Origin of the sequence: Lentzea sp., from assembly GCF_035525475.1 — a bacterium.
GTDB lineage: Bacteria > Actinomycetota > Actinomycetes > Mycobacteriales > Pseudonocardiaceae > Lentzea.
Window position 1 is genome coordinate 16,146 of record NZ_DATLEC010000149.1, and the last position, 21,751, is coordinate 37,896.

Below are 21,751 nucleotides of genomic sequence, written 5' to 3' on the forward strand. Positions count from 1 at the left end.
GCGATTCGAGACGCGCTTAGGCTTTTTGATAGCCGTCATTGCGACCGGCGATGGTCCTTGATAGGGATTCCAGGAGGACAGCCTTCGTTTCGAGGACGTGCCCATGGACCACGATTCCACCCTTCTGGAACTCGACGACGCGTTCGTGCAGGACCCGTACTCGGTGTACGCGAAACTCGGTGCCGAAGGCTCGGCGCACCGCGTGCGGATGCCCCCCGGGGTTCCCCTGATCGGCGGACTGCCGGTCTGGATCGTCACCGGCTACGACGCCGTGCGCTCCGCACTGGCGGACCCCCGGCTGAGCACCGACCTGAACAGGATCGACGGGCTGTTCGCCCAGAAGGAGCCGGACCGCACCAAGCGCGGCGGCTTCTCGTCGGCCATCGCCAGCCACATGATGCACACCGACCCGCCGGACCACACCAGGCTGCGCAAGCTCGTGAGCAAGGCCTTCACCGTCCGCGCGATCCAGGCACTGCGGCCGGAGATCCAGAGGATCACCGACGAGCTGGTCGAGGACCTCTCGGACCACGACGAGGTCGACCTGCTGGAGGCGTTCGCGTTCCCGCTGCCGATCAGGGTGATCTGCCTGCTGCTGGGCGTGCCGGTCGCGGAGCAGCAGGAGTTCAAGTCGTGGTCCAGGGCGCTCGTCTCCGGGGAGTCCCCGGAAGCGGCGACGGCCGCCGCGACGGCGGTGGCCGGTTACCTCGGTGACCTGGTCGAGCGCAAGCGCCGCGCGACCACCGACGACCTGCTCACCGCCCTGGTAGCGGCACGCGACGTCGACGACCGGCTCAGCGAGACCGAACTGGTCTCCACGGCCTACCTGCTGTTCATCGCCGGTTTCGAGACCACCCTCAACGCCCTCGGCAACGGCACCCTCCACCTGATGCGGAACTGGAACCAGTGGGAGGCGCTGCGCGAGGACCGGACCCTCCTGCCCGGCGCGGTCGAGGAGTTCCTGCGGCTGGAGAGCCCGCTCAAGCACGCCACCTTCCGCTGTGCGACGGAGCCGGTGAGCGTCGGTGACGTGGAGATCCCGGCCGGCGACTTCGTGCTGCTGGCGATCGCCTCCGCCAACCGCGACCCCCGGCGCTTCGACGACCCGCACGCGCTGGACGTCCGCCGCCCCGCCGCCGGGCACCTGGCGTTCGGGCACGGCATCCACCACTGCCTCGGGGCGCCGCTCGCGCGGGTGGAGGTGCAGATGGCGTTCAACGCCCTTCTCGACGCCTTTCCCGCCATGAGGCTCGCCGCCGACCCGGAGGACCTGCGGTGGCGCAACAGCACGATCATTCGCGGGCTCGATTCACTGCCGGTGCGGCTGAACCACCGTTAGACGCTTTCTCACTTTTTCCGAAAAGGTGTGGCTGACCAATGCGCATATGCGGAATCAAGGCATCACACGACGGCGGGGTCGCGGTCATCGAGGACGGCCGCCTTCTCTTCAGCTACGAGATCGAGAAGCTGCGGAACGGCGAGCGGTACAGCTCGCTGGGAGATCTCGGACGCGTGACCGAGATCCTCGCCGCGGAGGGTCTGGCGCTCACCGACATCGACCAGTTCGTGGTCGACGGCTGGTACACGAAGGACGCCGAGGGCGAGGTCGCCGTCGACGTGAACGCCGACGGTCTGCCAGTGCAGCTCCGGGTCGCGCCGTACCTCGAGAGCCCCGGCGACGACGGCCCGCTGCAACGCCACACCTTCAGCGGCCACGGTCTCGGCGACTACGCCAGCTACACCCACGTCGCCAACCACCTCATCGGCACCTACTGCTCCAGCCCGTTCGCGGCCAGGGGCGAGGACGCGTTCGTCCTGGTCTGGGACGGCCTCATCACGCCGCGCCTCTACCGGGTGCGGGCCGCGACCCGCGAGGTGGAATTCGTCGAGGCCCTCATGCCCGTCTTCGGAGGCAGCTTCGCCGCTTTCTGCGCGCGGTTCGAGCCGTACCTGCCCGACACCGACGACATCGCGTCGGACCGGTTCATCCGCCACCACCTCTCCGTCGCGGGCAAGGCCATGGCCTACGCGGCCAAGGGCCGGGTCGAGACCGGCGCGTTCGCCGTCTTCGACGACCTCATGGCCGAGTTCCACGACATCACCGTCGACAGGGTCGGGGTGCTGGGCGACAAGGTCGCCGCGAACAGGGACGAGCTGCTGCCGGGCCTGTCCAACGCGGACCTCATCGCCACCTACCAGGCCTACCTCGGCCACCACCTGCTCGAACGGCTCACCTCCGCGGTGCGCAGCCGCTTCCCGGACGGCGGCCACAACCTGGTGCTCGGCGGCGGCTGCGCGCTGAACATCAAGTGGAACACCGCGATCCGCGCCAGCGGGGTGTTCGGGGAGGTCTTCATCCCGCCCTTCCCCAACGACGCGGGGGCGGCGATCGGCACAGCGGCCTGCGAGATGTTCCGGCGCGGCACGACGGCGCTGGAGTGGAACGTCTACAGCGGACCGCGGATCACCACGGGAACCCTCCCCGACGGGTGGCGCGCACAACCCTGCGACGAACGGCAGCTCGCCGTCCTCCTGCACGCCGAGGACGAACCGGTGGTCGTCCTGTCCGGCCGGGCGGAGCTGGGCCCGCGCGCCCTGGGCAACCGCAGCATCATCGCGCCCGCGACCAGCACCCGGATGAAGGACCGGCTCAACGACGTCAAGAACCGCGCCCAGTACCGGCCCGTCGCGCCGATCTGCCTGGAGGACCGCGCGCAGGAGGTCTTCGACCCCGGCACGCCCGACCCGTACATGATCTTCGAGCACCGCATGCGGCCGGGCTGGGCCGAGCGCGTCCCGGCGATCGTGCACCTGGACGGCACCGCCCGGCTCCAGACCATCGCGTCCACTCAGGACACGGCCACGGTGCGCATCCTCACCGCCTACGCGGAGATCAGCGGGATTCCCGTGCTGTGCAACACCAGCGCGAACCTGGAGGGACGGGGCTTCTTCCCCGACGTCGAGTCGGCGGCCAGGTGGGGCGGGACCCGGTACATCTGGTCAGAGGGAACGCTGTACACGAACCCGGCCTGATCGCTCGCCTTCCTGGTCACCGGAGCATTTCGGCGACCAGGAAGGCGAGCTCGAGCGCCTGGCCGGCGTTGAGACGGGGGTCGCACGCCGACTCGTAGTCGCGGTGCAGGTCGTCGAAGCCCACTCCGCGGCCGACGCACTCGGTCACGTCCTCACCGGTCAGTTCGACGTGCAGGCCACCGGGGTGGGTGCCGAGCGCCCGGTGCACCTCGACGAAGCCCGCCACCTCGGCGAGGACGTCGGTGAAACGCCGCGTCTTGTACCCGTTGGGCGCTTGGAACGTGTTGCCGTGCATGGGATCGCACACCCACGCCACCGGTGCTCCCGAGGCGGTGACCTTCTCCACCAGTTCCGGCAGCAGGTCCCGCACCCGGCGGACACCCATGCGCACGATGAACGTCAGCCTGCCCGGCCGGCGGTCGGGGTCGAGGCGGTCGATCAGGGCCAGCGCGTGCTCGGGTGTGGTGCTCGGGCCCAGCTTCACGGCGACGGGGTTGTCGATGGACGCGAAGTAGGCGACGTGGGCACCGTCGAGCTGTCTGGTGCGGTCGCCGATCCACAGCAGGTGGCCGCTGCCCGCGTAGCGCCGGCCAGAACGCGGGTCTCGGCGGGTCAGAGCTTCCTCGTAGTCGAGCAGCAGACCCTCGTGGCTCGTGCGCAACTCCCCTCGCAGCACGTCCACCGTGTACCGCGAGGCGTCGTACACACGACGCAACCGGGCCGGATCCGGCTGCCGTTCGGCCGGGGTGAAACCGATGCCGTTCACCGCGTCACCCCGGTACACCGGCAGCGTGCGCCCGTCGACGGTCTCGGTCGGCGAGGACCTGGGCTTGGCGTACTGGCCGGCGATCCGGCCCACGGTGACCACCGGGAGCGTCGAGGCGGACGTGAGGATCGTGGACATTTGTCGCAGCAGGAGGAGTTTGCGCCGGATCGCCTGCGTCGAGAGGGTGTCGAGACGTTCGGCGCAGTCGCCGCCCTGCAACAGAAACGCTGTGCCTTCGGCGACCTGGGCGAGCTGTGCGGTGAGCGCGTCGCATTCCTGGGGTGTGACCAGCGAGGGCGAGGCCGCCAGGTCGTCGACCACCTCGTCGAGCCGGGCCCGGTCCGGCCACTCCGGTTGCTGGCAGGCGACGAGCGTCCGCCAGTCCTCGGCAGACCTCACGTCTCGACGAGGTCGTGGCTGACGCCGAGGTCGTCGAGCAGCAGCTGCAACGGTCCGGTGTCCCGCTTGGGCACGGGACGGGACGCGGCCCACTCGCGCAGCTGGTCGACGCCGATCTCGAAGCCGCCCTGGGCCGCGACGGTCACCCACGGCTCCAGGTCTGCGGAGCGGAACGCGGTCAGGCCGCTGACGAGCGCTTCGCGGAACATCCGCTGCTGCGCGCTGTCGAGACTCCGGTAGAGCGAGCCGCACAACTCTCGGAACACCACCGCGTGGCCGCTCTCGTCCCGCCGGTGCATGTCGGTGGTGATCCGGTTCATCGGCTGGATCTCCTGGGCGGTGGAGAGCGCGGAGAGGAACCCGCTGATCGTCGTCTCGGCGGCCAGGGAGAACGCGATGTCGACGATGTCGCGGTCGAACCCGGACAGCCCGGCGCGTGCCGCCGCCCGCCCCCGCACCACCGACCACGCGTCCGGAGCGAACCGCACGTCCGCCATGTCCCGGCGTCGCCGCGTGACGCCGACGGCGTTGTGGCACATCAGGATGTGGTAGTGCTCGTCGATGATCGTCTGGTGCAGCGCGTCGACGGCGACGTCGTCGCGGCGGACGGGAATCCGCTCCTGGAGCATCAACCGGCAGGCCGGCAGGATGATCTCGTCCTCGATGGCCGCGGTCTTGGCGTTGTAGGCGATCCACGCCGCGGAGAGGATGCGGTCGCGGGCGTCCCGGTCGAGCCGGTCGGCGCCCGGCAGGGCGAGCACCGGCACGAGGTGGTCCGGGAAGTCCGGCAGCGCCGCGTCGAAGTGCCCGTCCAGGTCGAGCTCGTCCTTCTTGACGGCCACCCGCCTGCCCCAGCGGCGGGTCAGCTGGACCAGCAGGTCGCGCTCGAGGTCAGCGGGCATCGGAGCCTCCTTCACGTGGTCACCACAGGGATCGAGGCGAGCGCCTCCAGTCGCGACTGCCAGCGCTCGGCCACCGTCAGATCCGCTTCGAGGAACCGGCCCAGGCCTTCGGTGACCGGCCGGACGCCGTGCAGGGCGTTCACCGTCCACACCGGAACGTCGGTCAGCTCTGCCGGAGTGGCGCACTCGGAGACGACGTCCTCCCCTGCCAGCTCACCGAGCAGGACGCGGGTGACTCCCGGCAGCAGGCCGGGGCCGGGCGGCGGGCCGTGGAGAACGTCGCCGCGCCACCAGACGATGCTCGTCGTGGATCCTTCGAGCACGTGCCCTTCCGGTGAGAGCAGCAGCGCCTCGTCGGCCCCGGCCGCGACCGCGGCGGCGCGCAGGGCGGTCAGGTGGTCCAGGTCGACGCCCTTGACCGCGGGCAGGCTTCGGCGGTCGGTCCCCGAGTTCCACAACCGGACGGTCCTGGTGCGCGGGGGCGCGGGACGCCGCCACAGCCGCAGTCGCGTCCGGGAACCGGTCTCCACGAGCTCGACGCGCGGGAACCACCGGCCCCGCGCGGGCAACGACTCGGCGACCGCGCGCAGGAACCCGTCCGTTCCCGGTCCGGAGAACCGGGAGCAGGCCTCGGCGAAGCGCTGGGCGTGCCGGCCGAATCCCCGCACTCGCCCCTCGTCCACGAGCCACGAGTCGATGACCCGCACCGACCCGGTCTCGCCGGACGGCGACCACGCGCCGTCGTCCCACCACTGGCGGCTCATCGCTGCGAACCCACGTCCGACACCGCGGGCGCACGCCACGCGCGGAGCGACGCCGCGGCCTTGAGCAGCATCTCCTCGTACTCCTCCTGGGCGTCGGAGTCGAGCACGATCGCCCCGCCCGCGCCGATGGTCAGCTGGTCGCCGACGCGGACCGCGGTGCGGATCACGATGTTGAGGTCGGTGCCGCCGGAGAGGCCGAAGTAGCCGAGGGTGCCGGAGTACACGCCCCTGGCCTCCGTCTCCAGTCCGTCGATGATCTCCATCGTGCGCAGCTTCGGCGCCCCGGTCATCGACCCGCCGGGGAAGCACTGGCGGACGCAGTCCATCGCGCTGACGCCGTCCCTGAGCCGTCCGTGCACAGTGGACACGAGCTGGTGCACGGTCTGGTAGCTCTCGACGGCCAGGTACGGGTCGACGTCGATGCTGCCCACCTCGCACACCCGGCCCAGGTCGTTGCGCAGCAGGTCGACGATCATCAGGTTCTCGGCCTGCGTCTTGGCGCTGGAGGCCAGGGTGGCGGCGATCTCGGCGTCGCGCACGGGGTCGGCGTCACGCGGAGCGGTGCCCTTGATCGGCTTGCTGGTGACCGTGCGATCCCGCTCGACGCGCAGGAACCTTTCCGGCGACGAGCAGAAGATCGTGACGTCGTCGAGGCGCAGCAACGCGGCGTACGGCGCCGGGTTCGCCCGGCGCAGCCTCCGGTAGAAGGAGGTGTCGTCGTCCCGGAACGGCAGGTGCAGCTTGTTCGTCAGGCAGATCTCGTAGCTCTCGCCCAGGCGCAGCTGCCGCTGGCACTCCGCGATGTCCGCCAGGTACCGGTTCCGGTCGCGGACCAGGAACTCCTCGGCGTCAGGAGGCGCGCACGGTTCGCCCGCGGGTTCGTCGTCGACCGGCCGCAGCCCGGTGAGGACGCCGGCCGTCCGGTCCACCCACTCCTGGGCGTCGCGCCGGGTGGCCTCGTCGTGCACGGCGACCAGGTAGGTCAGTCCCTCCTGGTGGTCGACCGCGACGATCCGGTCGGCGAACATCCAGGCGGCGTCCGGGGTTTCGGCGCTGTGGCGGGCAGTGGCACCGCACTCCGCCTTGAGCTCGTACCCGAAGTAGCCGACGTACCCGCCGGTCAGGTCGAACGGCAGGGTCGTGCCGGGAACCCGCCGCTCGCGCAGCCGCCGCTCCAGGAAGTCGAACACGCTGCCGGGGACGTCGCGCACCCCGTCGGCGTCGCGCACCTCCACCACCCCGCTGCCGCTGCGGTAGGTCACGACCTCGCTGAGCGGCCCGGACGTGTCGCCCAGGAACGAGAACCGGGACAGCCCCTCCTCGACCCGGCTGCTGTCGAGCCAGAAGCAGTGGGGGCTCTCGTCGAACAGCTCCAGGAAAACGGACTCGGCATCGGCGGCCGTCGGGACGACGGTGCTGATGAGCCCCAGCTCCCCGGACGCCGACGCGTGGAACCGGCGGGTCAGGTCGGCGAAGTTCCGCAGGATCTCCCTGCCGTAGCCGGAGGCGACCGACTCGGGGTGGAACTGCACGCCCCACTGCGGCCGGTCCCGGTGCCGCAAGGCCATCAGCACGCCGTCGTCCGCCCACGCGATCGGGACGAGCTCCTCCGGCAGGGGCTCCCGCACGCACAGCGAGTGGTACCGCACCGCGACGAACTCACGGGGCACCCCGGCGAACAACGGATCCCCGTCGTGGGAGACCTTCGCGAGGTGCCCGTGCCGCGGCTCGGGCGCGGCGGACACGGTCGCGCCCGCGAGGTGCCCGATGATCTGGTGGCCGAGGCAGACGCCCAGCACCGGCAGCGTGGTGCGGCGCAGGAGCTCCCCGACGAGCCCGACGTCGCGGGAGTTCTGCGGCCGGCCGGGGCCGGGAGAGACGACGACGTTGTCGAACTCCTCCAGCCGCAGGTCGAGCAGCGCAGGGTCGTCGTTGACCACGACCGCCGGCGCCTCGCCGTTGATCTCGGCGATCAGCTGGTACAGGTTGAAGGTGTACGAGTCGTAGTTGTCCACCAGCAGTGTGCGCGTCATGGGCCGGCCAAGGTCTTCCGAAGAGTCTGGACGTCGCCTGGTTCCAAGGTGATCCCGAAGATCTCCCCGGGAGCGGACAGCGCCTCGGCCTCGCCGAGCTCGCGGACCGTCGCGGGCTCTCCCGGCCGGATCTCGGTGAGCACCGTACCGGCGAGGAGGTGCCTCACCTTGGGCTGCGTGCGCTGGAGAACCATCCGGTGGTTGAACGGCGAACGCGGGTGCGTGAGGCAGAAGTGGTTCAGGAGCTCGAAATCCGACGGGTAGCGCACGTCCGTGGTGAAGCCGTAGAGCTCCGCGGGGCCCTCGGGCCGCAGGAACCGCAGCACGTGTTCCCCGGTCGGCTCCCGCACGAGGTCGAACGAGAAGCCGCCGTCCAGCCGCGCGTCCTGCGCGAACCGGATCGGCTCGTGCAGGCCGTGGGCACCGAAGCTCACGTCGTGGAGCCAGCGTTCGCCGTCCGCCTCCACGAGCAGGGCCACGTGCAGGGCCGGCCCGAACCTGTTCCCGGTGCGGATCCGCGTCCTGCCGGCGAACGCCGTGAACGCGAACCCGACGCGGTCCAGCACGGCCGCCATCAGCACGACCTGTTCCAGGCACCAGCCCCCGCGGCCCTGCCGCACGATCTTGCGCTGGACGCTGTCCAGGTCCAGCGGCACCTCCGTGCGCCCGAGCAGCGCGTCGAGGTTGTCGAACGCGATCGCGTCGACGTGGGCGATGTGCAGGCGCCGCAACGTGGGGAGGTCCGCGGCCACGTCGCCCTCGTAGCCCACGCGGGTCAGGTAGGCGTCGAGGTCGACGCCGCTCCCCTGCCACATCGAGTCGCTCATGTGACCTGCCCGGCGATCACGGCCGCGAGCACGATCCAGCCGTAGTTGGTGTTGGCCACGAAGGTGTCCCAGCACGCCTCCGGATCGTCGAGGTCCACGCGGAAGACCAGGTAGGCCAGGTAGATCGCCGCCAGCACGACGACCACGTAGAACGCCCACCCGATCGGCGTGAGCGAACCGGCCCACACCACGCCGGCGACGCTGAGGACGAGGAAGACCGACAGCCACGCCTTGGTGGACCCGCCGAACAGCAGGGCGGAGGACTTGACCCCGATCTTCCGGTCGTACTCCTTGTCCTGGTGGGAGTAGATCGCGTCGTGGATCATCGTCCAGAAGGTCCCCGCCGCGTACAGGCCGTACACCGGCGGCGGGTAGTCGGCGTTCCCGGTCGCCGCCGTCCAGCCGACGAACACGTAGGTGCTCATCACCAGCCCGAGGAAGGCCGACGGCCAGACGAAGAAGCGCTTCATGAAGGGGTACGCGACGATCAACGGGTACGTGGCCAGCGCGACCAGAGCCGTCTCGACGTTCGCCAGCGCGAGGACCAGAAGCGCGACCACGGCCTGCGCGGCGGCCCACAGGATCCCGTTGCGGACGCTGATCGTCCCCGCCGCGACGGGCCGCCCCACGGTGCGGGCGACGCGGGCGTCGATCTCCTTGTCGGTGACGTCGTTGCTCGCGCAGGCGAAGCCGCGGATCAGCACCGCGGCGACGGCGACGGCGACAGCCGCCACCGACAGCAGGTCCGGTCGCGTCCCCGAGGCGAGGACGACGGCCCACAGACCTGGCAGCAGGTAGAGGACGTAGCCCGTGGGCCTGTCCAGTCGCATCAGCAGGAGGTAGGAGCGGACCGAGTCCGGGCTCTTCGTGACGACGCCCGCGGATATCTTGTGCAGCATCAGGTTTCCGATCACCAGGTCACCGGGAGTTCGACCAAACCGCCGATCAGCGTGTCGTGGCGCAGCCTCAGTTCTTCCACACCGACGGCCAGGCGCAGGGACGGGAACCGCGTGACGAGCTGGGTGAGCACCACCTGCAGCTGCGTCCGCGCCAGCGCCGCGCCCGCGCAGTCGTAGGCGCCGTAACCGAACGCGAGGCTGTTCGCGGTGTCGCGCGTGACGTCGACCCGGTCCGGGTCGGGGAAGGCCGCCTCGTCGTGGTTGGCCGCGATGACGTTCAGCAGCACGAAGTCGCCTGTCCGGATGGTGACCCCGCCGACCTCGAAGTCCGTCACCGCGTACCGGGGCATGCCGCCGTTGTGCGGGTTCGGCATCGACCTGCGCAGGGTCTCCTCGACGGCGCCGGGGACGAGGCCGGGGTCGTCGACCAACGCCTGCCACTGCTCGGGGTCGGCCAGTAGCAGCAACACGCAGGTGCCGATCCGGGCGACCGTGGTCTCGTAGCCGCCGAACAACAACAACGCCGTCAGCCCGAGGACCTCGTCGTCGGTGATTCCCCCGGTCGCGCAGATCCTGGAGATCGCGTCATCGCCAGGGTTCCGCCGCTTGTCGGCGATGAGCTGCTTGCAGTAGCCGAACAACCCGCCCAGTCCCTGCTGGGACCGCACCGGGTCGCCGAGGTTGGCGGCGTCCTGGGTCCAGCCGCCGAACCGGTCCTTGTCCTCCTGCGGCACGCCCAGCCACTCGCACATCACCTGGATCGGCAGCGACAGCGCCACAGCCTCGCGGAGGTCCACGGGTGGCGTTCGCCCGGCCAGCTGGTCCAGGAGCTGCCCGGTCTGCTTCTCGACGTACGGTCGCAGCTCCGCCATGCGCTCGGGTGAGAAGTGCGGCTCCAGCAGGGCGCGCATCCGGGCGTGGTCGGTGGCGAAACTCCCCAGCAGGCTGGCGAGAAGCGCCGATCCGCCGTCCTTCGGGGCCTCGGGGTCGGGGTTCGAGCGGCTGAGCCGGTCGTCGTCGAGCAGCTGCTTCACCTGGGCGTGCCCGGTGACCAGCCACGCGTCGGCGCCGTCCGGAGTGCGCACCCGGTGGACCGCGCCCCGGGACTGCAGCGCGCGCAGCCCTGGCGCGAGCAGCAGCACGTTCTCCTGCTCGAAAGGCAGTGGGACCGGGGTACTCACTGACGACCTCCGGAAGTCACGGGTCATGCCGTGCGGTTGACGATGCGGTCGAACAGGGCGGTCAGCTCGGCGGTCGCGGCCGGGGTCAGCCCGGCTCGTCCGAGGTGCTCCAGGGCGGAGTCGAGGTGGCCGCGGGAGCGCTGCTCGGCCGTGCGACGGCCACCGGCCTCCTCCACGAGGTCGGCCATCTCCTGCAGGTGCGCCGCCGTGGTGCCGTCGCCGTGCCACAGCGCGCGAAGCCGCTCACTGACCGGGCCGCCGGCATCCAGCGCCGCCAGCACCGGGAAGGACGGGTTGCGCCGCTGGACGTCGCCCCGGACGGGCTTGCCGGTCACCGCGGGGTCGCCCCAGATGTCCTCGACGTCGTTGGAGATCTGGAAGGCCAGGCCCAGGTGCCTGCCCGCACCGCGCAGGGCGCCCAGGACGTGCTCCGCCCCGCCCGCCCGCAGTGCGGGCGTCACGAGGGCGCATTCCAGCAGTGCGGCCGTCTTCTCCTCCACGATCCGGTGGTACTCCGCGATGTCCGCGCCCGGCCCCAGCCGGGCGGTGAGCTCGCGGGACTGGCCCGCGAGCACCAGGCGAAGGGCTTCGGCGAACGCGCTGGAGATCTCCGCACGGCCGGGACCGGTGTCGTCGACGACGATCTGGAGGCTGAGGGCCTGCAACGCGTCCCCGGCCAGGATGGCCAGGTCGGGGCCGAACACCTTCCACGCGGCCGGGCGGCCGCGGCGCAGCTCGTCCGCGTCGATGATGTCGTCGTGGACCAGGGTCGAGTTGTGCAGCAGCTCCAGTGCCGCCGCCGGGGACCGGACGTCCTCCGGCCGCAGGCCGACTCCCTCGGCCGCCGCCGTCATGAGGGCGGCGCGGGTCAGCTTGCCGCTGGCCGCACCGCTGGGGTCGCCGTGCTCGTCGACGAAGCCGAGGTGGTAGGAGCAGATCCGGGCCAGGGTCGGCTCCAGCGCGGAGACGTGCTGCCGCACGAGGGGCAGCACCGTGGACCGCACCGTCCCCGGCGACGGCAGGGCCCGCAGCCCGGTCGACGAGGTGTCGAGTGTGCTCATCGGGATTCTCCTCCGGAATTGAACACCGAAAACTCGTCAGCTCCCGGTCCGCGCGCAATCTGAATCGGCACTCGGGAATTCGTGCGTCGGCTCCGACCATCCTGAACGACCCTCTCCGGCCGTGTCAACGACGCGGCGCGCGTGCGTTCGACTTTAGGAAAAACCCCAAAGAAGGCGGCACGAAGCCCGGATTGCACTATTCTGCGGATTGGTGGCTGCTGGGCGGCGCCAATGCCGCGCTTCGACCGTGCCGGCCGCATCGGGAGTTCACTCGAAGCTTGAGAGGCGAAATGGCTGTATCGGCCGATTCCAAGCAATTGCGTGAAGGCAGGCCGTTCGACCCGTACGGCGCGCATCGCGACGACCCGTACTCATTCCTGTCCGGCGTCGTGGACGCGGAGCCGGTGTTCTACGCCCCTTTGCTCGACGCGTGGTGCGTCACCCGGCGCGAGGACATGGTCGCCGTGCTGAAGGACGACAGGAGCTTCTCCGCACGTGACCACAACCCCCGCCCCAAGGTCGCGTTGCCGGAGGACGTGAGCCGGATGTTCCGCACGTGGCGCGGCGCCGGTGCGGTGGCCGTCGGCTCGCTCGACCCGCCCGAGCACACCCGGATCAGGGAGGTGCTCAACGCCGGGTTCACGCCGGCCAGGGTCAGGGCGTTCGAACCCACGATGCGGGCGATCGCGGCAGACCTCGCCGAACGCGTCGCGCAGGCGGAGGAGTTCGACTTCATCTCGGCGTTCGCCGTCCCGTACGCCCTCGAGGTGATCTGCCGGCGCCTCGGTGTGCCGGACTCCTACCTCGAGCGCTGCCGCCTGTGGTCCGAGCAGCGCATCGAGCTCATGATGTTGCAGCAGGACACCGACCCCGACCTGTTGCGCGCACACGCCGGCGGACTGATGGAGTTCGGGGCGTTCGCCCGGTCACTCGCGCAGGAGCGGCTGGCCTCACCTCAGGACGACCTGATCAGCGAGCTGCTCCACAACGGCAGGGCGGGCACCACCCTCACCGCGGCCGAGGTCGCCGTCCAGATCCCCACCCTGATCTTCGCGGGGCACATGACCTGCGCCGAGGCGCTCGGCACGATCTTCTTCCAGCAGCTGGGGTCCCCCGGCGGCTGGGCGGGGGTCGTCGACGGGACGGTCTCCACGCGGGACCTCGTCGAGGAGGGACTGCGGTTCGACAGCCCGCTGGCGGGCATGTACCGGACCGCGACGCGTGACGTGGTGGTCGGCGGCGTGCACCTGGCGGAGGGGAGCCGGTTGCTCCTGCTCTACGGGGCCGCCGGCCGGGACAACCGCGCCCACGCGTGCCCGGCCGCGTTCAGCCCCGGCAACCGGTCCGCCACGCACCTCGCGTTCGGGCACGGCATCCACTTCTGCCTCGGGGCCGGGTTCGCCCGCGCGGAGCTGGAGGTCGCGGTGCAGGCCGTCGCCGCCAGGATGCCGGCCCTGTCCCTGGCGCCGGGACCGCGGCCGCACCACCGGCCGGTGTTCCCGCTGCGGGCGTTGACCGAGCTGCGCGTGCGGCAGTGAGCGGACCGAAGCCCGGCCCCGGTCAGAACGTTCTGACCGGGGCCGGGCTTCGTGGTGTTCGTCCCGCCGTCAGCCGCGGGTCGCGGTCAGGATGAGGTAGCCGCTCTCCGGGGCGGCCGCGGCCCGGCGCATGAAGTCGAGGAGCGAGGCGGCCTGCTCCTCGCCGACCAGGGAGACGAGCTCGTCGCGCCGGGTCTCCACGCCGTCGGCCATGAGCGCGGTGGTGCGGGCGCAGTTGTCCGTGATGTCGCGGATCTCCACGTCGACGAAACCGTGGGCGGCCAGCGACTCCCGGTACTCGTCGATGGTGCCGAGGGACTTCACCGCGTAGTTCTGGCAGATGTGGTCCAGGACCTCGCGGCCCTCGGGGCTCACCGGGCCGCGCTCGATGACGTCGGCGATGGCGAGGCGGCCGCCGGGGCGCAGGACGCGGGCGATCTCGGAGAGCACCCGGCCGCGGTCGGGCATGTGCCACATCGACTCGAACGCCCAGGCCGCGTCGAACGAGGCGTCGGGGAAGGACATGTCCATCGCGTCCGTGAACTGGAACGCGGCCTTGTCCGCGAGCCCGGCCTCGGCCGCGGCCTCGTTGGCCTGCTTGACCTGGACGTGGCTGACGGAGATGCCCACCACGTTCACGCCGGCGGTGCGGACCAGCCGCAACGCCGGGTGGCCGCAGCCGCAGCCGACGTCCAGGACCCGCTGACCGGGCCGCGCGGCGAGGCCCGAGATCATCATGTCGGTCAGGCGGTCGGTGGCCACCTCGATGGAGCTGTCGTCGGCGTCGTCGTCCCAGTAGCCGTAGTGGTAGTTGGGGCCCCACGTGGAACCGTAGATCTGACCGATCCCGTCGTACACGTCGGCGACGTCGCTGGGAGCGGGAGACTGCTCGATCGTCATGAAGAACTCCGGGTAGTCGGGAAAAGGGCGGGAAGTCGGCGGCGCCCGGCCGGGAAAACCCGGCCGAGCGCCTGCGTGAACCGCTGACTCACTTCTTCTCGAAGCGCAGGAAACCCAGCTGCAGGCCCCCTGCTCGCCATTCGGCGCCCTGCGCCTGGTTGGCCAGCAGGGAGATCCTCATCTGCCTGCGCTCCACCGCGGAAAGGTCGTTGTCGCTGTCCAGCACCGCCTTCGTCCAGGCGGCGCTCTCCTCCCAGAACGGCAGGGTCTCGGCCGTGGCGTCCACTTCGTCGACCAGTTCGAAACCCGCGGCCTTCGCGGCTTCGGCGTAGTCGCGCACCGTGGCCGGCTTGCAGTAGAAGTACTCGGCCCACACGTCCGCACCGTGCGGGCGCGTGAGGAAGACCTCCTCGATGCAGACGCTCCCGCCCGGCCGGATCACGTGCGACAGGCGCTCGAACCACTGTGGGCGGTTGAAGTACCCGCTGCTCTCGATCGCGACCGCCGCGTCGTAGGGGCCGTCGTCCACGGTGAGCCGGTTCGCGTCGCAGACCAGCGCCCTGACCTTGCCGTCCAGGCCGCATTCCCGCGCGAACCCCTCGACCACCGGCGCGTGTTCCGGCGCGTTGGTGACCGCCGTGACGTCGGCGCCGTACTCCTGCGCCCAGAAGAGCGAGCCGCCGCCGAGACCGCAGCCGACGTCCAGGACCTTCCCCGACAACCGGTGTTCCGCGCCCCAGATCTTGGCCGCGTACCGCAGCAGGCCCTCCTGGTGCAGCCGGATGCTCTGGCGAATGGTCTCCGCCGTGTCGTCGGCGCGCGGCGGCGTCTCGGAGCCGGGGTAGTAGCCCACGTGGTAGTGGATCCTGGGGCCGGGCCCGTACTTGCGCACGAGCTTGGCCGTCTTGCCGTCGTAGTACTGACCGACCACCCGTACCTCGTCCTGGGGGTCCAGCGCTGCCAGAGACGTGCTTGAAAGATTTGACACGGTCACTTCTCCAGGGATTCGGATTCCTGCGCAAGCAGCGACTCGTTCGGAATGCGGAGCCGCACTCACGATCAGGAATCCTGAGTCGCCCCTGAATTGGGTGGCGGCCATCGGATTCCATCCTGGAGGACGTCCTCGGGACGTGTCAACGACGCGGCGTGCCCTGCTTCGACTTTGGGAAAAACCCCAAATGGTCCGGCACAAAGGCCGTTCTGGACTATTCTGCTGATTGGGTGGCTGCCGTGTGCGACACCTCGGCCGTGTTCAGTCCGGCTGTCTGGCCGGCGACTTCCCGATTCCACCGACCGACGCGGGCGTCCTGCGCGGAACGGAGTCAGAATGAGTGGCGGTAAGCAGGTCCTGCTGGCCGAGCCGCGGAGTTTGTGCGCCGGCGTGCGCCGGGCGATAGCCATCATCGACCTCGCACTGGAACAGCACGGCGCGCCGATCTACGTCCGCAAGGAGATCGTGCACAACCACTACGTGGTGCGCGAGTTCCAGCGCCGCGGTGTCCGGTTCGTCGACTCCGAGCAGGACGTGCCGGAGGGCGCGATATGCGTCTTCTCGGCTCACGGCGTCTCCCCGCAGGTGCGGCGGAACGCGGACGCGCGCGGGCTGGACGTGATCGACGCGACCTGTCCCCTGGTGGCCAAGGTGCACCAGGAGGCCCGCCGGTTCGCCAGGGACGGACTGACGCTGCTGCTGGTCGGGCACGCGGAGCACGAGGAGGTCGAGGGCACCTTCGGGCACGCTCCCGACCAGACGATCATCATCGAGACGGTGGCCGACGCGGAGGCGCTGGACCTCCCGCCTGACGCGCCGGTCGCGTACCTCACCCAGACCACCCTCTCGGTCGACGAGACCAGGGACATCATCGCCGTGCTGCGGCGCAGGTTCCCCGAACTGCGCGGGCCCGCCACCGACGACATCTGCTACGCCAGCCAGAACCGCCAGGACGGCATCAGGGCCGTCGTGGGCAGGTGCGACCTGGTGCTGGTGGTCGGTTCGGCCAACTCCAGCAACTCGGTCCGGATGGTCGAGGTGGCGCGCAGGCTCGGCGGCAGGGCCGAGCTGGTGCCGGACGTGACCCACTTCGACCCCGCGTGGCTGACCGGTGTGAGCACGGTCGGCGTGAGCGCCGGGGCGAGCGCGCCGGAGGTCCTCGTCGACGAGCTGCTGGACCACCTCGCCTCGCTCGGGTACGCGGACGTGGCCGTGCACCGCGTGGCGACCGAGGACGTCGTGTTCTCCCCGCCCGCACGACTCACCGGCGTGGCCGACGCGCCGTCACCGAGCTGACCGGGTCGCGAACCCCGTGAGGAGCACTGTTCGACATGGCGCTGCTGGACACCGTGCGCGCTCCGGCGCGCCTGCGCGAGCTGACCGCCGAGGAGCTGCGCGTCCTCGCTGAGGAGATCCGCGCGTTCCTGATCGAGCGGGTCTCCGCGAGCGGCGGGCACCTCGGGCCCAACCTGGGCGTGGTGGAGCTGACCATCGCGCTGCACACCGTGTTCGAGTCCCCGCGCGACCGGGTGCTGTGGGACACCGGGCACCAGTCCTACGTGCACAAGATCCTCACGGGACGCCAGGCCGGATTCGACCGGTTGCGCAGGCAGGGCGGGGTCTCCGGCTACCCGAGCCGGGAGGAGTCCGAGCACGACCTGGTGGAGAACTCGCACGCGTCCACCGCACTGTCCTATGCGGACGGACTGGCCAGGGCGGACGCCCACCTCGGCCGCCGCGACCGGGCGACCGTCGCGGTCATCGGTGACGGCGCGATGACCGGCGGCATGGCCTGGGAGGCGCTCAACAACATCGCGGGCGGACCGGACCGGCCGCTCGTCATCGTGCTCAACGACAACCAGCGCTCCTACGCGCCGACCGTCGGTGGCCTGGCCGAGCACCTGGCCGGTCTGCGCGCCGGGCGCGGGCCCGGCGTGTTCGGACAGCTCGGGCTCGGCTACCTCGGCCCCGTCGACGGCCACGACATCGCCGCGGTCCAGGACGCCCTGCGCCGCGCGGTCGCGCTGGACGGGCCGGTGGTCGTGCACGTGATCACCACCAAGGGCAAGGGATACCGGCACACCGAGACCAACGAACTCGACCTCGGTCACGCCGTCAAACCGATGGACCCGCACACGGGACGGGCGCTGAAGGCGTCGCCGCGGTCGTTCACGTCGGTGTTCGGCGAGAAGCTGGTCGAGCTGGCCGAGCAGCGCGACGACCTGGTGGCGATCACGGCCGCGATGGCCGAGCCGACCGGGCTCCTTCCCCTGCAGCGCCGATTTCCGCACCGGGTGATCGACGTCGGCATCGCCGAGCAGCACGCGGTCACGATGGCCGCCGGGTTGTCCATGGGCGGCGTGCACCCGGTGGTGGCCATCTACTCCACGTTCGTCAACCGCGCGCTCGACCAGCTGCTCATGGACGTCGCGCTGCACCGCCGCCCCGTGACGTTCGTCCTCGACCGGTCCGGGGTGACCGGCGACGACGGGCCGAGCCACAACGGCATGTGGGACCTGTCGGTGCTGCAGGTGGTGCCGGGTCTGCGGATCGCGGCGCCGCGGGACGGCGCCCGCCTGGCCGAGCTGCTGGCCGAGGCCGTGGCGTGGCAGGAGGGTCCGGCGCTGCTGCGGTTCCCCAAGGGCCCCGCCGGCGACGACCTGCCCGCCATCGCCACGTTCAACGGCATCGACGTGCTGCGCCGCTCCGGCTCGCTGGACGTCCTGATCGTCGCGGTCGGCGCGCTGGCGGGGCTCGCGCTCACGGTCGCCGACGGCGTGCGGGCCCAGGGCATCGGCGTGACGGTGGTGGACCCGCGCTGGGTCACGCCGGTCAACCCCGCGCTGGCCGACCTGGCCCGCCGCCACCGGCTCGCGATCACGGTCGAGGACAACAGCCGCGCGGGCGGTGTCGGTTCCGCGATCGCGCAGACGCTGCGGGACGCCGACGTGCACACCCCGTTACGCGAGTTCGGCATCCCGAGGCGGTTCCTCAGCCACGGGTCCAGGGCCGAGGTGCTCGCCGCCTGCGGTTTGACCGCGCAGGACATCACCAGGGCCGTGGCGGAGGTGCTGGCAAACCTGGACAGCACACCGGCCGGCGTCGACGACCCCGGCACCTGGCCGGTCCACGCAGGGGAGGAACGATGACGACCGTCGCCCTGGGAATGCCCTCACCGCGCAGGGAAGAGCTCTCGGTGGCCACCCGCCGGACCTCTCGCCGGATCATGGTGGGCGGCGTGCCCGTCGGCGGCGACGCGCCGGTGTCGGTGCAGTCGATGACCACCACGCCCACCGCCGATGTCGACGCCACCCTGCAGCAGATCGCCGAGCTCACCGCCGCCGGCTGCGAGATCGTGCGGGTCGCCGTGCCGTCGGCGGACGACGCGGCCGCGTTGCCGGCGATCGCGCGCAAGTCGGGGATCCCGGTGATCGCCGACATCCACTTCCAGCCCCGGTACGTGTTCGCCGCGATCGACGCCGGCTGCGCGGCGGTGCGGGTCAACCCCGGCAACATCCGCCGGTTCGACGACCAGGTCGGCGCGATCGCCCGTGCCGCGGGCGACGCGGGCGTGCCGATCCGGATCGGTGTGAACGCCGGGTCGCTGGACAAGCGGTTGCTGGACAAGCACGGCGGCGTCACGCCGGAGGCGCTGGTGGAGTCGGCGTTGTGGGAGTGCTCGTTGTTCGAGGAGCACGGCTACACCGACCTGAAGATCTCGGTGAAGCACCACGACCCGGTGGTGATGATCGAGGCGTACCGCAGGCTCGCCGCCCGGTGCGACTACCCGCTGCACCTCGGCGTGACCGAAGCGGGTCCCCGTTTCCAGGGCACGATCAAGTCCGCGGTCGCGTTCGGCGCGCTGCTGGCGGAGGGCATCGGCGACACGATCCGGGTGTCGCTGTCCGCACCGCCGGTGGAGGAGGTCAAGGTCGGCGCGCAGATCCTGGAGTCGCTCGGGCTGCGGCCGCGGGGACTCGACATCGTGTCGTGCCCGTCGTGCGGCCGGGCGCAGGTCGACGTGCACACCCTCGCCGAGCAGGTCACCGCGGCGCTCGAGGGGTTCCCGGTGCCGTTGCGGGTGGCGGTGATGGGCTGTGTCGTCAACGGGCCGGGCGAGGCCCGCGAAGCCGACATCGGCGTCGCCTCCGGCAACGGCAAGGGCCAGATCTTCGTCAAGGGCGAGGTGGTCCGCACGGTGCCGGAGTCGCAGATCGTGGAGGCCCTGCTGGCCGAGGCGGCCCGCATCGCCGAGGAGATGGGCGTGGATGTCGAGGCATGACCGGCTCGGTGCGACGTGCAGCTCGCGCACGAGCTGCACGTCGCGAACCGTCAATTCACGGTCTCACACGCGACACGCGGAGGCCACGAGTCCGTTCGCAGGATCTCGAGGACGAACGCCCTCGAGACCAGCGCGACGCGGTTCGGCGCCTGCAGCTTGTCCGACATGACGCGGACGTGGTAGTCGATGGTCTTCGAGCTCAGGTACAGCTCTCGCGACAGCCGCCCGCTGGAGAAGCCGGCCGCGACGCCCTCCAGGATTCTGGCCTGGACGGAGCTGAGACTCCAGCAGCCGGCCGGCGGCCGGGCACAGCCCGAGTGATGCCCGCAGTTCCGCACGTCGTTCTGCCCGTTGTACATGGCACCCATCCATTCCCGTACAGCCGACCAGGTCAGGAGCGCATTCGGAGAGGCACGGAGCGAGGAGGCGCCGAACCGCGTCTCAGCCGGTACCGCGACAGGAAGATCACCATTTCGAGCACATCCAATCCTGGGCAGGAGGACCACTCTTGTGTCTACAGTGGAACGGTTGTGGGGGAAGAACTTGACGACGTTGGCACGCGACACCGGGACCACGGCGGAGGCAGCGGACGCTCTGCTCGGGACCCTGCACGAGGACCTGAGCATGCTGCCGTCCAGCGCGCAGCTGGACGCGGTGCTGTGCCTGCTGGAGGCGGCCCGGCCGATGCTGCGCGCCCTCGGCCGGGCGCCCGGTGAGCTCTCCGGCGAGGACCTCGACCACATCCGCGCGGCCATGCGCGCCGCATCGCTGTCGGTGCGCACCTGCCTGTGGCAGAACGGTGACGGCTAGCCGCGCACCGCCGCCACCGGCTCCGGGGTCGTGCTGCGCAGGTCGGGCAGGAAGGTCATGAGGACCGCCGCGCAGGCCATGAAACCCGCGCACACCAGCAGACCGCCGCCGAACCCCGTCCCCGCCGCCAGCGCGCCCAGGGTGAGCGGGGCGAACGCGGACACGCCACGCCCGATGTTGAAGCAGAACCCGGCGCCGGTCGTCCGCACCCTGGTCGGGAACAACCCGCCCAGGTACGCGCCGAAGATGCCGGCGTAGGCCGCGAAGAACGCGAACATCGGGCCCAGCCACAACAAGGTCGTGCGGTCGGCGGCGACCACGTACAGCGGCAGGGTCAGCGCCACCCCCGCCAGCGACAGGACCAGCGCGTACTTGCTGCCGATCCGGTCGGCGATCAGGCCGAAGACGTTGTAGCCGACGAACATCCCGAGGTTGAGCACCGTCAGGAACAGCGCGACCGTCGTGGCCGGGATGCCCTTCTCGGCCTGCAGGTACGTCGGCAGCCACGTGGACGCGCCCCAAGCCCCGAACATCGCGAGCCCGGCCACGACCGCACCGAGCACGGTGCGCCTGCGCAGCTCAGGAGCGAAGATCTCCGTCACCTTCACCGGCGTGGTCTTCTGCTGGGCCCACTCGGCCGACTCGCGGAAGAACACCCCGACGATCACCAACGGGATCACGACGCCCACACCGCCGATGAAGAACAACAGGCGCCAGTCGGGGAGCAACGCACCCGACAGCACCGCGGCGACCACACCGCCGATCGGGAACGAGCTGAGCACGAACGCGATCGCACGACCGCGTTGCGCGGCCGGCCAGGTCTCGACCACGTAGGTGGACACCACTCCCCAGACCCCGCCGAGTCCCATGCCCGCCAGGAAGCGCAGCACCACGAACAGCGTGAAGCTCGGGACCACCAGGATCGCCGCGGTGAACATCCCGAACACCGCGAGCGACACCATCAACGCCCGCTTGCGGCCGTAGTTGTCGGCGAGCCAGCCGACGGTCACGCTGCTCACCCCGATGCCGAGCAACGTCGCCGTGGCGAGCAGGCCGCCCTGGGTGGTCGTCAGCTCCAGGTCGGCGCGGATCACGGGCAACGCGAACGACAGCAGCAGGATCTCCAGCGCGTCGAACATGTAGGCGACGAACGAGCCGATGAGCACCACCCACCGGTTGGATCCACTCAAGAGAACCAGTCCATTCAGTCGTCGGGTTCTTCGAAGACCGTGTGGTCATCACTTCGCGGCGGCTGTGCCGTCCGGCGGAGCCACGTGGCAGGAACGGGGTCATCTCCGCGACTGGTCCGGATCGGCACGCGTCAGGTCACGCCGCCGAGTCCCGCTGCCCGAGTGGTCGATCGTC

Annotated in this window: 19 protein-coding genes; 7 read left to right on the forward strand and 12 right to left on the reverse strand. The window is 70.7% G+C overall.

From position 1 onward, the window contains the following. Positions 1–103: 103 nt before the first annotated feature. Both VM306_RS24490 and VM306_RS24495 read left to right on the forward strand, forming a co-directional pair. On the forward strand, positions 104–1,339 hold the full coding sequence (locus tag VM306_RS24490; RefSeq protein ID WP_325519033.1) for a cytochrome P450: 1,236 nt from the start codon (positions 104–106) through the stop codon (positions 1,337–1,339). 38 nt (positions 1,340–1,377) lie between these two features. Beyond that, a complete protein-coding gene (locus VM306_RS24495; protein WP_325519034.1) occupies positions 1,378–3,033 on the forward strand; it encodes a carbamoyltransferase N-terminal domain-containing protein in 1,656 nt (551 codons plus the stop codon). Positions 3,034–3,049: 16 nt separating this feature from the next. Here VM306_RS24495 and VM306_RS24500 read toward each other — a convergent pair whose 3' ends face one another. Genes VM306_RS24500 through VM306_RS24535 form a run of 8 tightly spaced genes read right to left on the reverse strand, consistent with a single transcriptional unit; the run spans position 3,050 to position 11,865 of the window. Continuing rightward, the gene (locus VM306_RS24500) at positions 3,050–4,198 is read right to left on the reverse strand and encodes a 3-deoxy-7-phosphoheptulonate synthase class II (protein WP_325519035.1); all 1,149 of its coding nucleotides are present in this window, start codon (positions 4,196–4,198) and stop codon (positions 3,050–3,052) included. Further along, entirely contained in the window at positions 4,195–5,100 is a 906-nt protein-coding gene (locus tag VM306_RS24505) for a diiron oxygenase (protein ID WP_325519037.1), read from the reverse strand. The genes VM306_RS24500 and VM306_RS24505 overlap by 4 nt, the downstream gene beginning before the upstream one ends. An 11-nt stretch (positions 5,101–5,111) precedes the next feature. Next, positions 5,112–5,864, reverse strand: coding sequence for an aminotransferase class IV (locus tag VM306_RS24510; RefSeq protein WP_325519039.1), 753 nt, complete (start codon positions 5,862–5,864; stop codon positions 5,112–5,114). After that, positions 5,861–7,897, reverse strand: coding sequence for an aminodeoxychorismate synthase component I (gene pabB / locus VM306_RS24515; RefSeq protein WP_325519041.1), 2,037 nt, complete (start codon positions 7,895–7,897; stop codon positions 5,861–5,863). Before pabB ends, VM306_RS24510 begins: the two co-directional genes overlap by 4 nt. Beyond that, entirely contained in the window at positions 7,894–8,724 is an 831-nt protein-coding gene (locus VM306_RS24520; RefSeq protein ID WP_325519043.1) for an arylamine N-acetyltransferase family protein, read from the reverse strand. Before VM306_RS24520 ends, pabB begins: the two co-directional genes overlap by 4 nt. Beyond that, positions 8,721–9,623: a 4-hydroxybenzoate octaprenyltransferase gene (locus tag VM306_RS24525; protein ID WP_325519045.1), complete on the reverse strand. Its 903-nt coding sequence runs from the start codon at positions 9,621–9,623 to the stop codon at positions 8,721–8,723. The genes VM306_RS24520 and VM306_RS24525 overlap by 4 nt, the downstream gene beginning before the upstream one ends. A gap of 11 nt (positions 9,624–9,634) precedes the next feature. Continuing rightward, entirely contained in the window at positions 9,635–10,804 is a 1,170-nt protein-coding gene (locus VM306_RS24530) for a cytochrome P450 (protein ID WP_325519047.1), read from the reverse strand. 23 nt (positions 10,805–10,827) lie between these two features. Further along, the gene (locus VM306_RS24535) at positions 10,828–11,865 is read right to left on the reverse strand and encodes a polyprenyl synthetase family protein (RefSeq protein WP_325519049.1); all 1,038 of its coding nucleotides are present in this window, start codon (positions 11,863–11,865) and stop codon (positions 10,828–10,830) included. A 317-nt stretch (positions 11,866–12,182) separates the two neighbouring features. On the opposite strand from VM306_RS24535, the gene VM306_RS24540 reads away from it, so the two are divergent. Then, positions 12,183–13,403, forward strand: coding sequence for a cytochrome P450 (locus tag VM306_RS24540; protein WP_325519051.1), 1,221 nt, complete (start codon positions 12,183–12,185; stop codon positions 13,401–13,403). A gap of 69 nt (positions 13,404–13,472) precedes the next feature. Here VM306_RS24540 and VM306_RS24545 read toward each other — a convergent pair whose 3' ends face one another. After that, entirely contained in the window at positions 13,473–14,303 is an 831-nt protein-coding gene (locus VM306_RS24545; RefSeq protein ID WP_325519053.1) for a methyltransferase domain-containing protein, read from the reverse strand. 88 nt (positions 14,304–14,391) lie between these two features. Continuing rightward, positions 14,392–15,291 (reverse strand): SAM-dependent methyltransferase, encoded by a 900-nt coding sequence (locus tag VM306_RS24550; RefSeq protein WP_325519055.1) that lies wholly within the window; start codon positions 15,289–15,291, stop codon positions 14,392–14,394. A gap of 339 nt (positions 15,292–15,630) precedes the next feature. Here VM306_RS24550 and ispH point away from each other — a divergent pair, with 339 nt between their 5' ends. The 3 genes from ispH to ispG are packed head-to-tail and all read left to right on the forward strand — an operon-like array spanning position 15,631 to position 19,576. Continuing rightward, the gene (gene ispH, locus VM306_RS24555; protein ID WP_325519057.1) at positions 15,631–16,590 is read left to right on the forward strand and encodes a 4-hydroxy-3-methylbut-2-enyl diphosphate reductase; all 960 of its coding nucleotides are present in this window, start codon (positions 15,631–15,633) and stop codon (positions 16,588–16,590) included. A 35-nt stretch (positions 16,591–16,625) separates the two neighbouring features. Next, positions 16,626–18,443 carry a 1-deoxy-D-xylulose-5-phosphate synthase gene (locus VM306_RS24560; RefSeq protein WP_325519059.1) on the forward strand — a complete coding sequence of 606 codons (1,818 nt, stop codon included), beginning with the start codon at positions 16,626–16,628 and terminating at the stop codon, positions 18,441–18,443. After that, the gene (gene ispG, locus VM306_RS24565; protein WP_325519061.1) at positions 18,440–19,576 is read left to right on the forward strand and encodes a flavodoxin-dependent (E)-4-hydroxy-3-methylbut-2-enyl-diphosphate synthase; all 1,137 of its coding nucleotides are present in this window, start codon (positions 18,440–18,442) and stop codon (positions 19,574–19,576) included. Before VM306_RS24560 ends, ispG begins: the two co-directional genes overlap by 4 nt. A 50-nt stretch (positions 19,577–19,626) precedes the next feature. Here ispG and VM306_RS24570 read toward each other — a convergent pair whose 3' ends face one another. Then, positions 19,627–19,935, reverse strand: a complete 309-nt coding sequence (locus tag VM306_RS24570; RefSeq protein ID WP_325519063.1) for a helix-turn-helix transcriptional regulator — start codon at positions 19,933–19,935, stop codon at positions 19,627–19,629. 169 nt (positions 19,936–20,104) lie between these two features. On the opposite strand from VM306_RS24570, the gene VM306_RS24575 reads away from it, so the two are divergent. Next, positions 20,105–20,386 carry a hypothetical protein gene (locus VM306_RS24575; protein ID WP_325519065.1) on the forward strand — a complete coding sequence of 94 codons (282 nt, stop codon included), beginning with the start codon at positions 20,105–20,107 and terminating at the stop codon, positions 20,384–20,386. Here VM306_RS24575 and VM306_RS24580 read toward each other — a convergent pair. Then, a complete protein-coding gene (locus tag VM306_RS24580) occupies positions 20,383–21,576 on the reverse strand; it encodes an MFS transporter (RefSeq protein WP_325519066.1) in 1,194 nt (397 codons plus the stop codon). The two genes, VM306_RS24575 and VM306_RS24580, sit on opposite strands and share 4 nt — an antisense overlap. Positions 21,577–21,751: the final 175 nt, after the last annotated feature.

Bases quoted from the DNA above. Each gene is read 5' to 3' on its own strand.
- VM306_RS24490 (WP_325519033.1), top strand. From the start codon at position 104: ATGGACCACGATTCCACCCTTCTGGAACTCGACGACGCGTTCGTGCAG.
- VM306_RS24495 (WP_325519034.1), top strand. From the start codon at position 1,378: ATGCGCATATGCGGAATCAAGGCATCACACGACGGCGGGGTCGCGGTC.
- VM306_RS24505 (WP_325519037.1), bottom strand. From the start codon at position 5,100: ATGCCCGCTGACCTCGAGCGCGACCTGCTGGTCCAGCTGACCCGCCGC.
- VM306_RS24510 (WP_325519039.1), bottom strand. From the start codon at position 5,864: ATGAGCCGCCAGTGGTGGGACGACGGCGCGTGGTCGCCGTCCGGCGAG.
- pabB (WP_325519041.1), bottom strand. From the start codon at position 7,897: ATGACGCGCACACTGCTGGTGGACAACTACGACTCGTACACCTTCAAC.
- VM306_RS24520 (WP_325519043.1), bottom strand. From the start codon at position 8,724: ATGAGCGACTCGATGTGGCAGGGGAGCGGCGTCGACCTCGACGCCTAC.
- VM306_RS24525 (WP_325519045.1), bottom strand. From the start codon at position 9,623: ATGCTGCACAAGATATCCGCGGGCGTCGTCACGAAGAGCCCGGACTCG.
- VM306_RS24535 (WP_325519049.1), bottom strand. From the start codon at position 11,865: ATGAGCACACTCGACACCTCGTCGACCGGGCTGCGGGCCCTGCCGTCG.
- VM306_RS24545 (WP_325519053.1), bottom strand. From the start codon at position 14,303: ATGACGATCGAGCAGTCTCCCGCTCCCAGCGACGTCGCCGACGTGTAC.
- ispH (WP_325519057.1), top strand. From the start codon at position 15,631: ATGAGTGGCGGTAAGCAGGTCCTGCTGGCCGAGCCGCGGAGTTTGTGC.
- VM306_RS24560 (WP_325519059.1), top strand. From the start codon at position 16,626: ATGGCGCTGCTGGACACCGTGCGCGCTCCGGCGCGCCTGCGCGAGCTG.
- ispG (WP_325519061.1), top strand. From the start codon at position 18,440: ATGACGACCGTCGCCCTGGGAATGCCCTCACCGCGCAGGGAAGAGCTC.
- VM306_RS24570 (WP_325519063.1), bottom strand. From the start codon at position 19,935: ATGTACAACGGGCAGAACGACGTGCGGAACTGCGGGCATCACTCGGGC.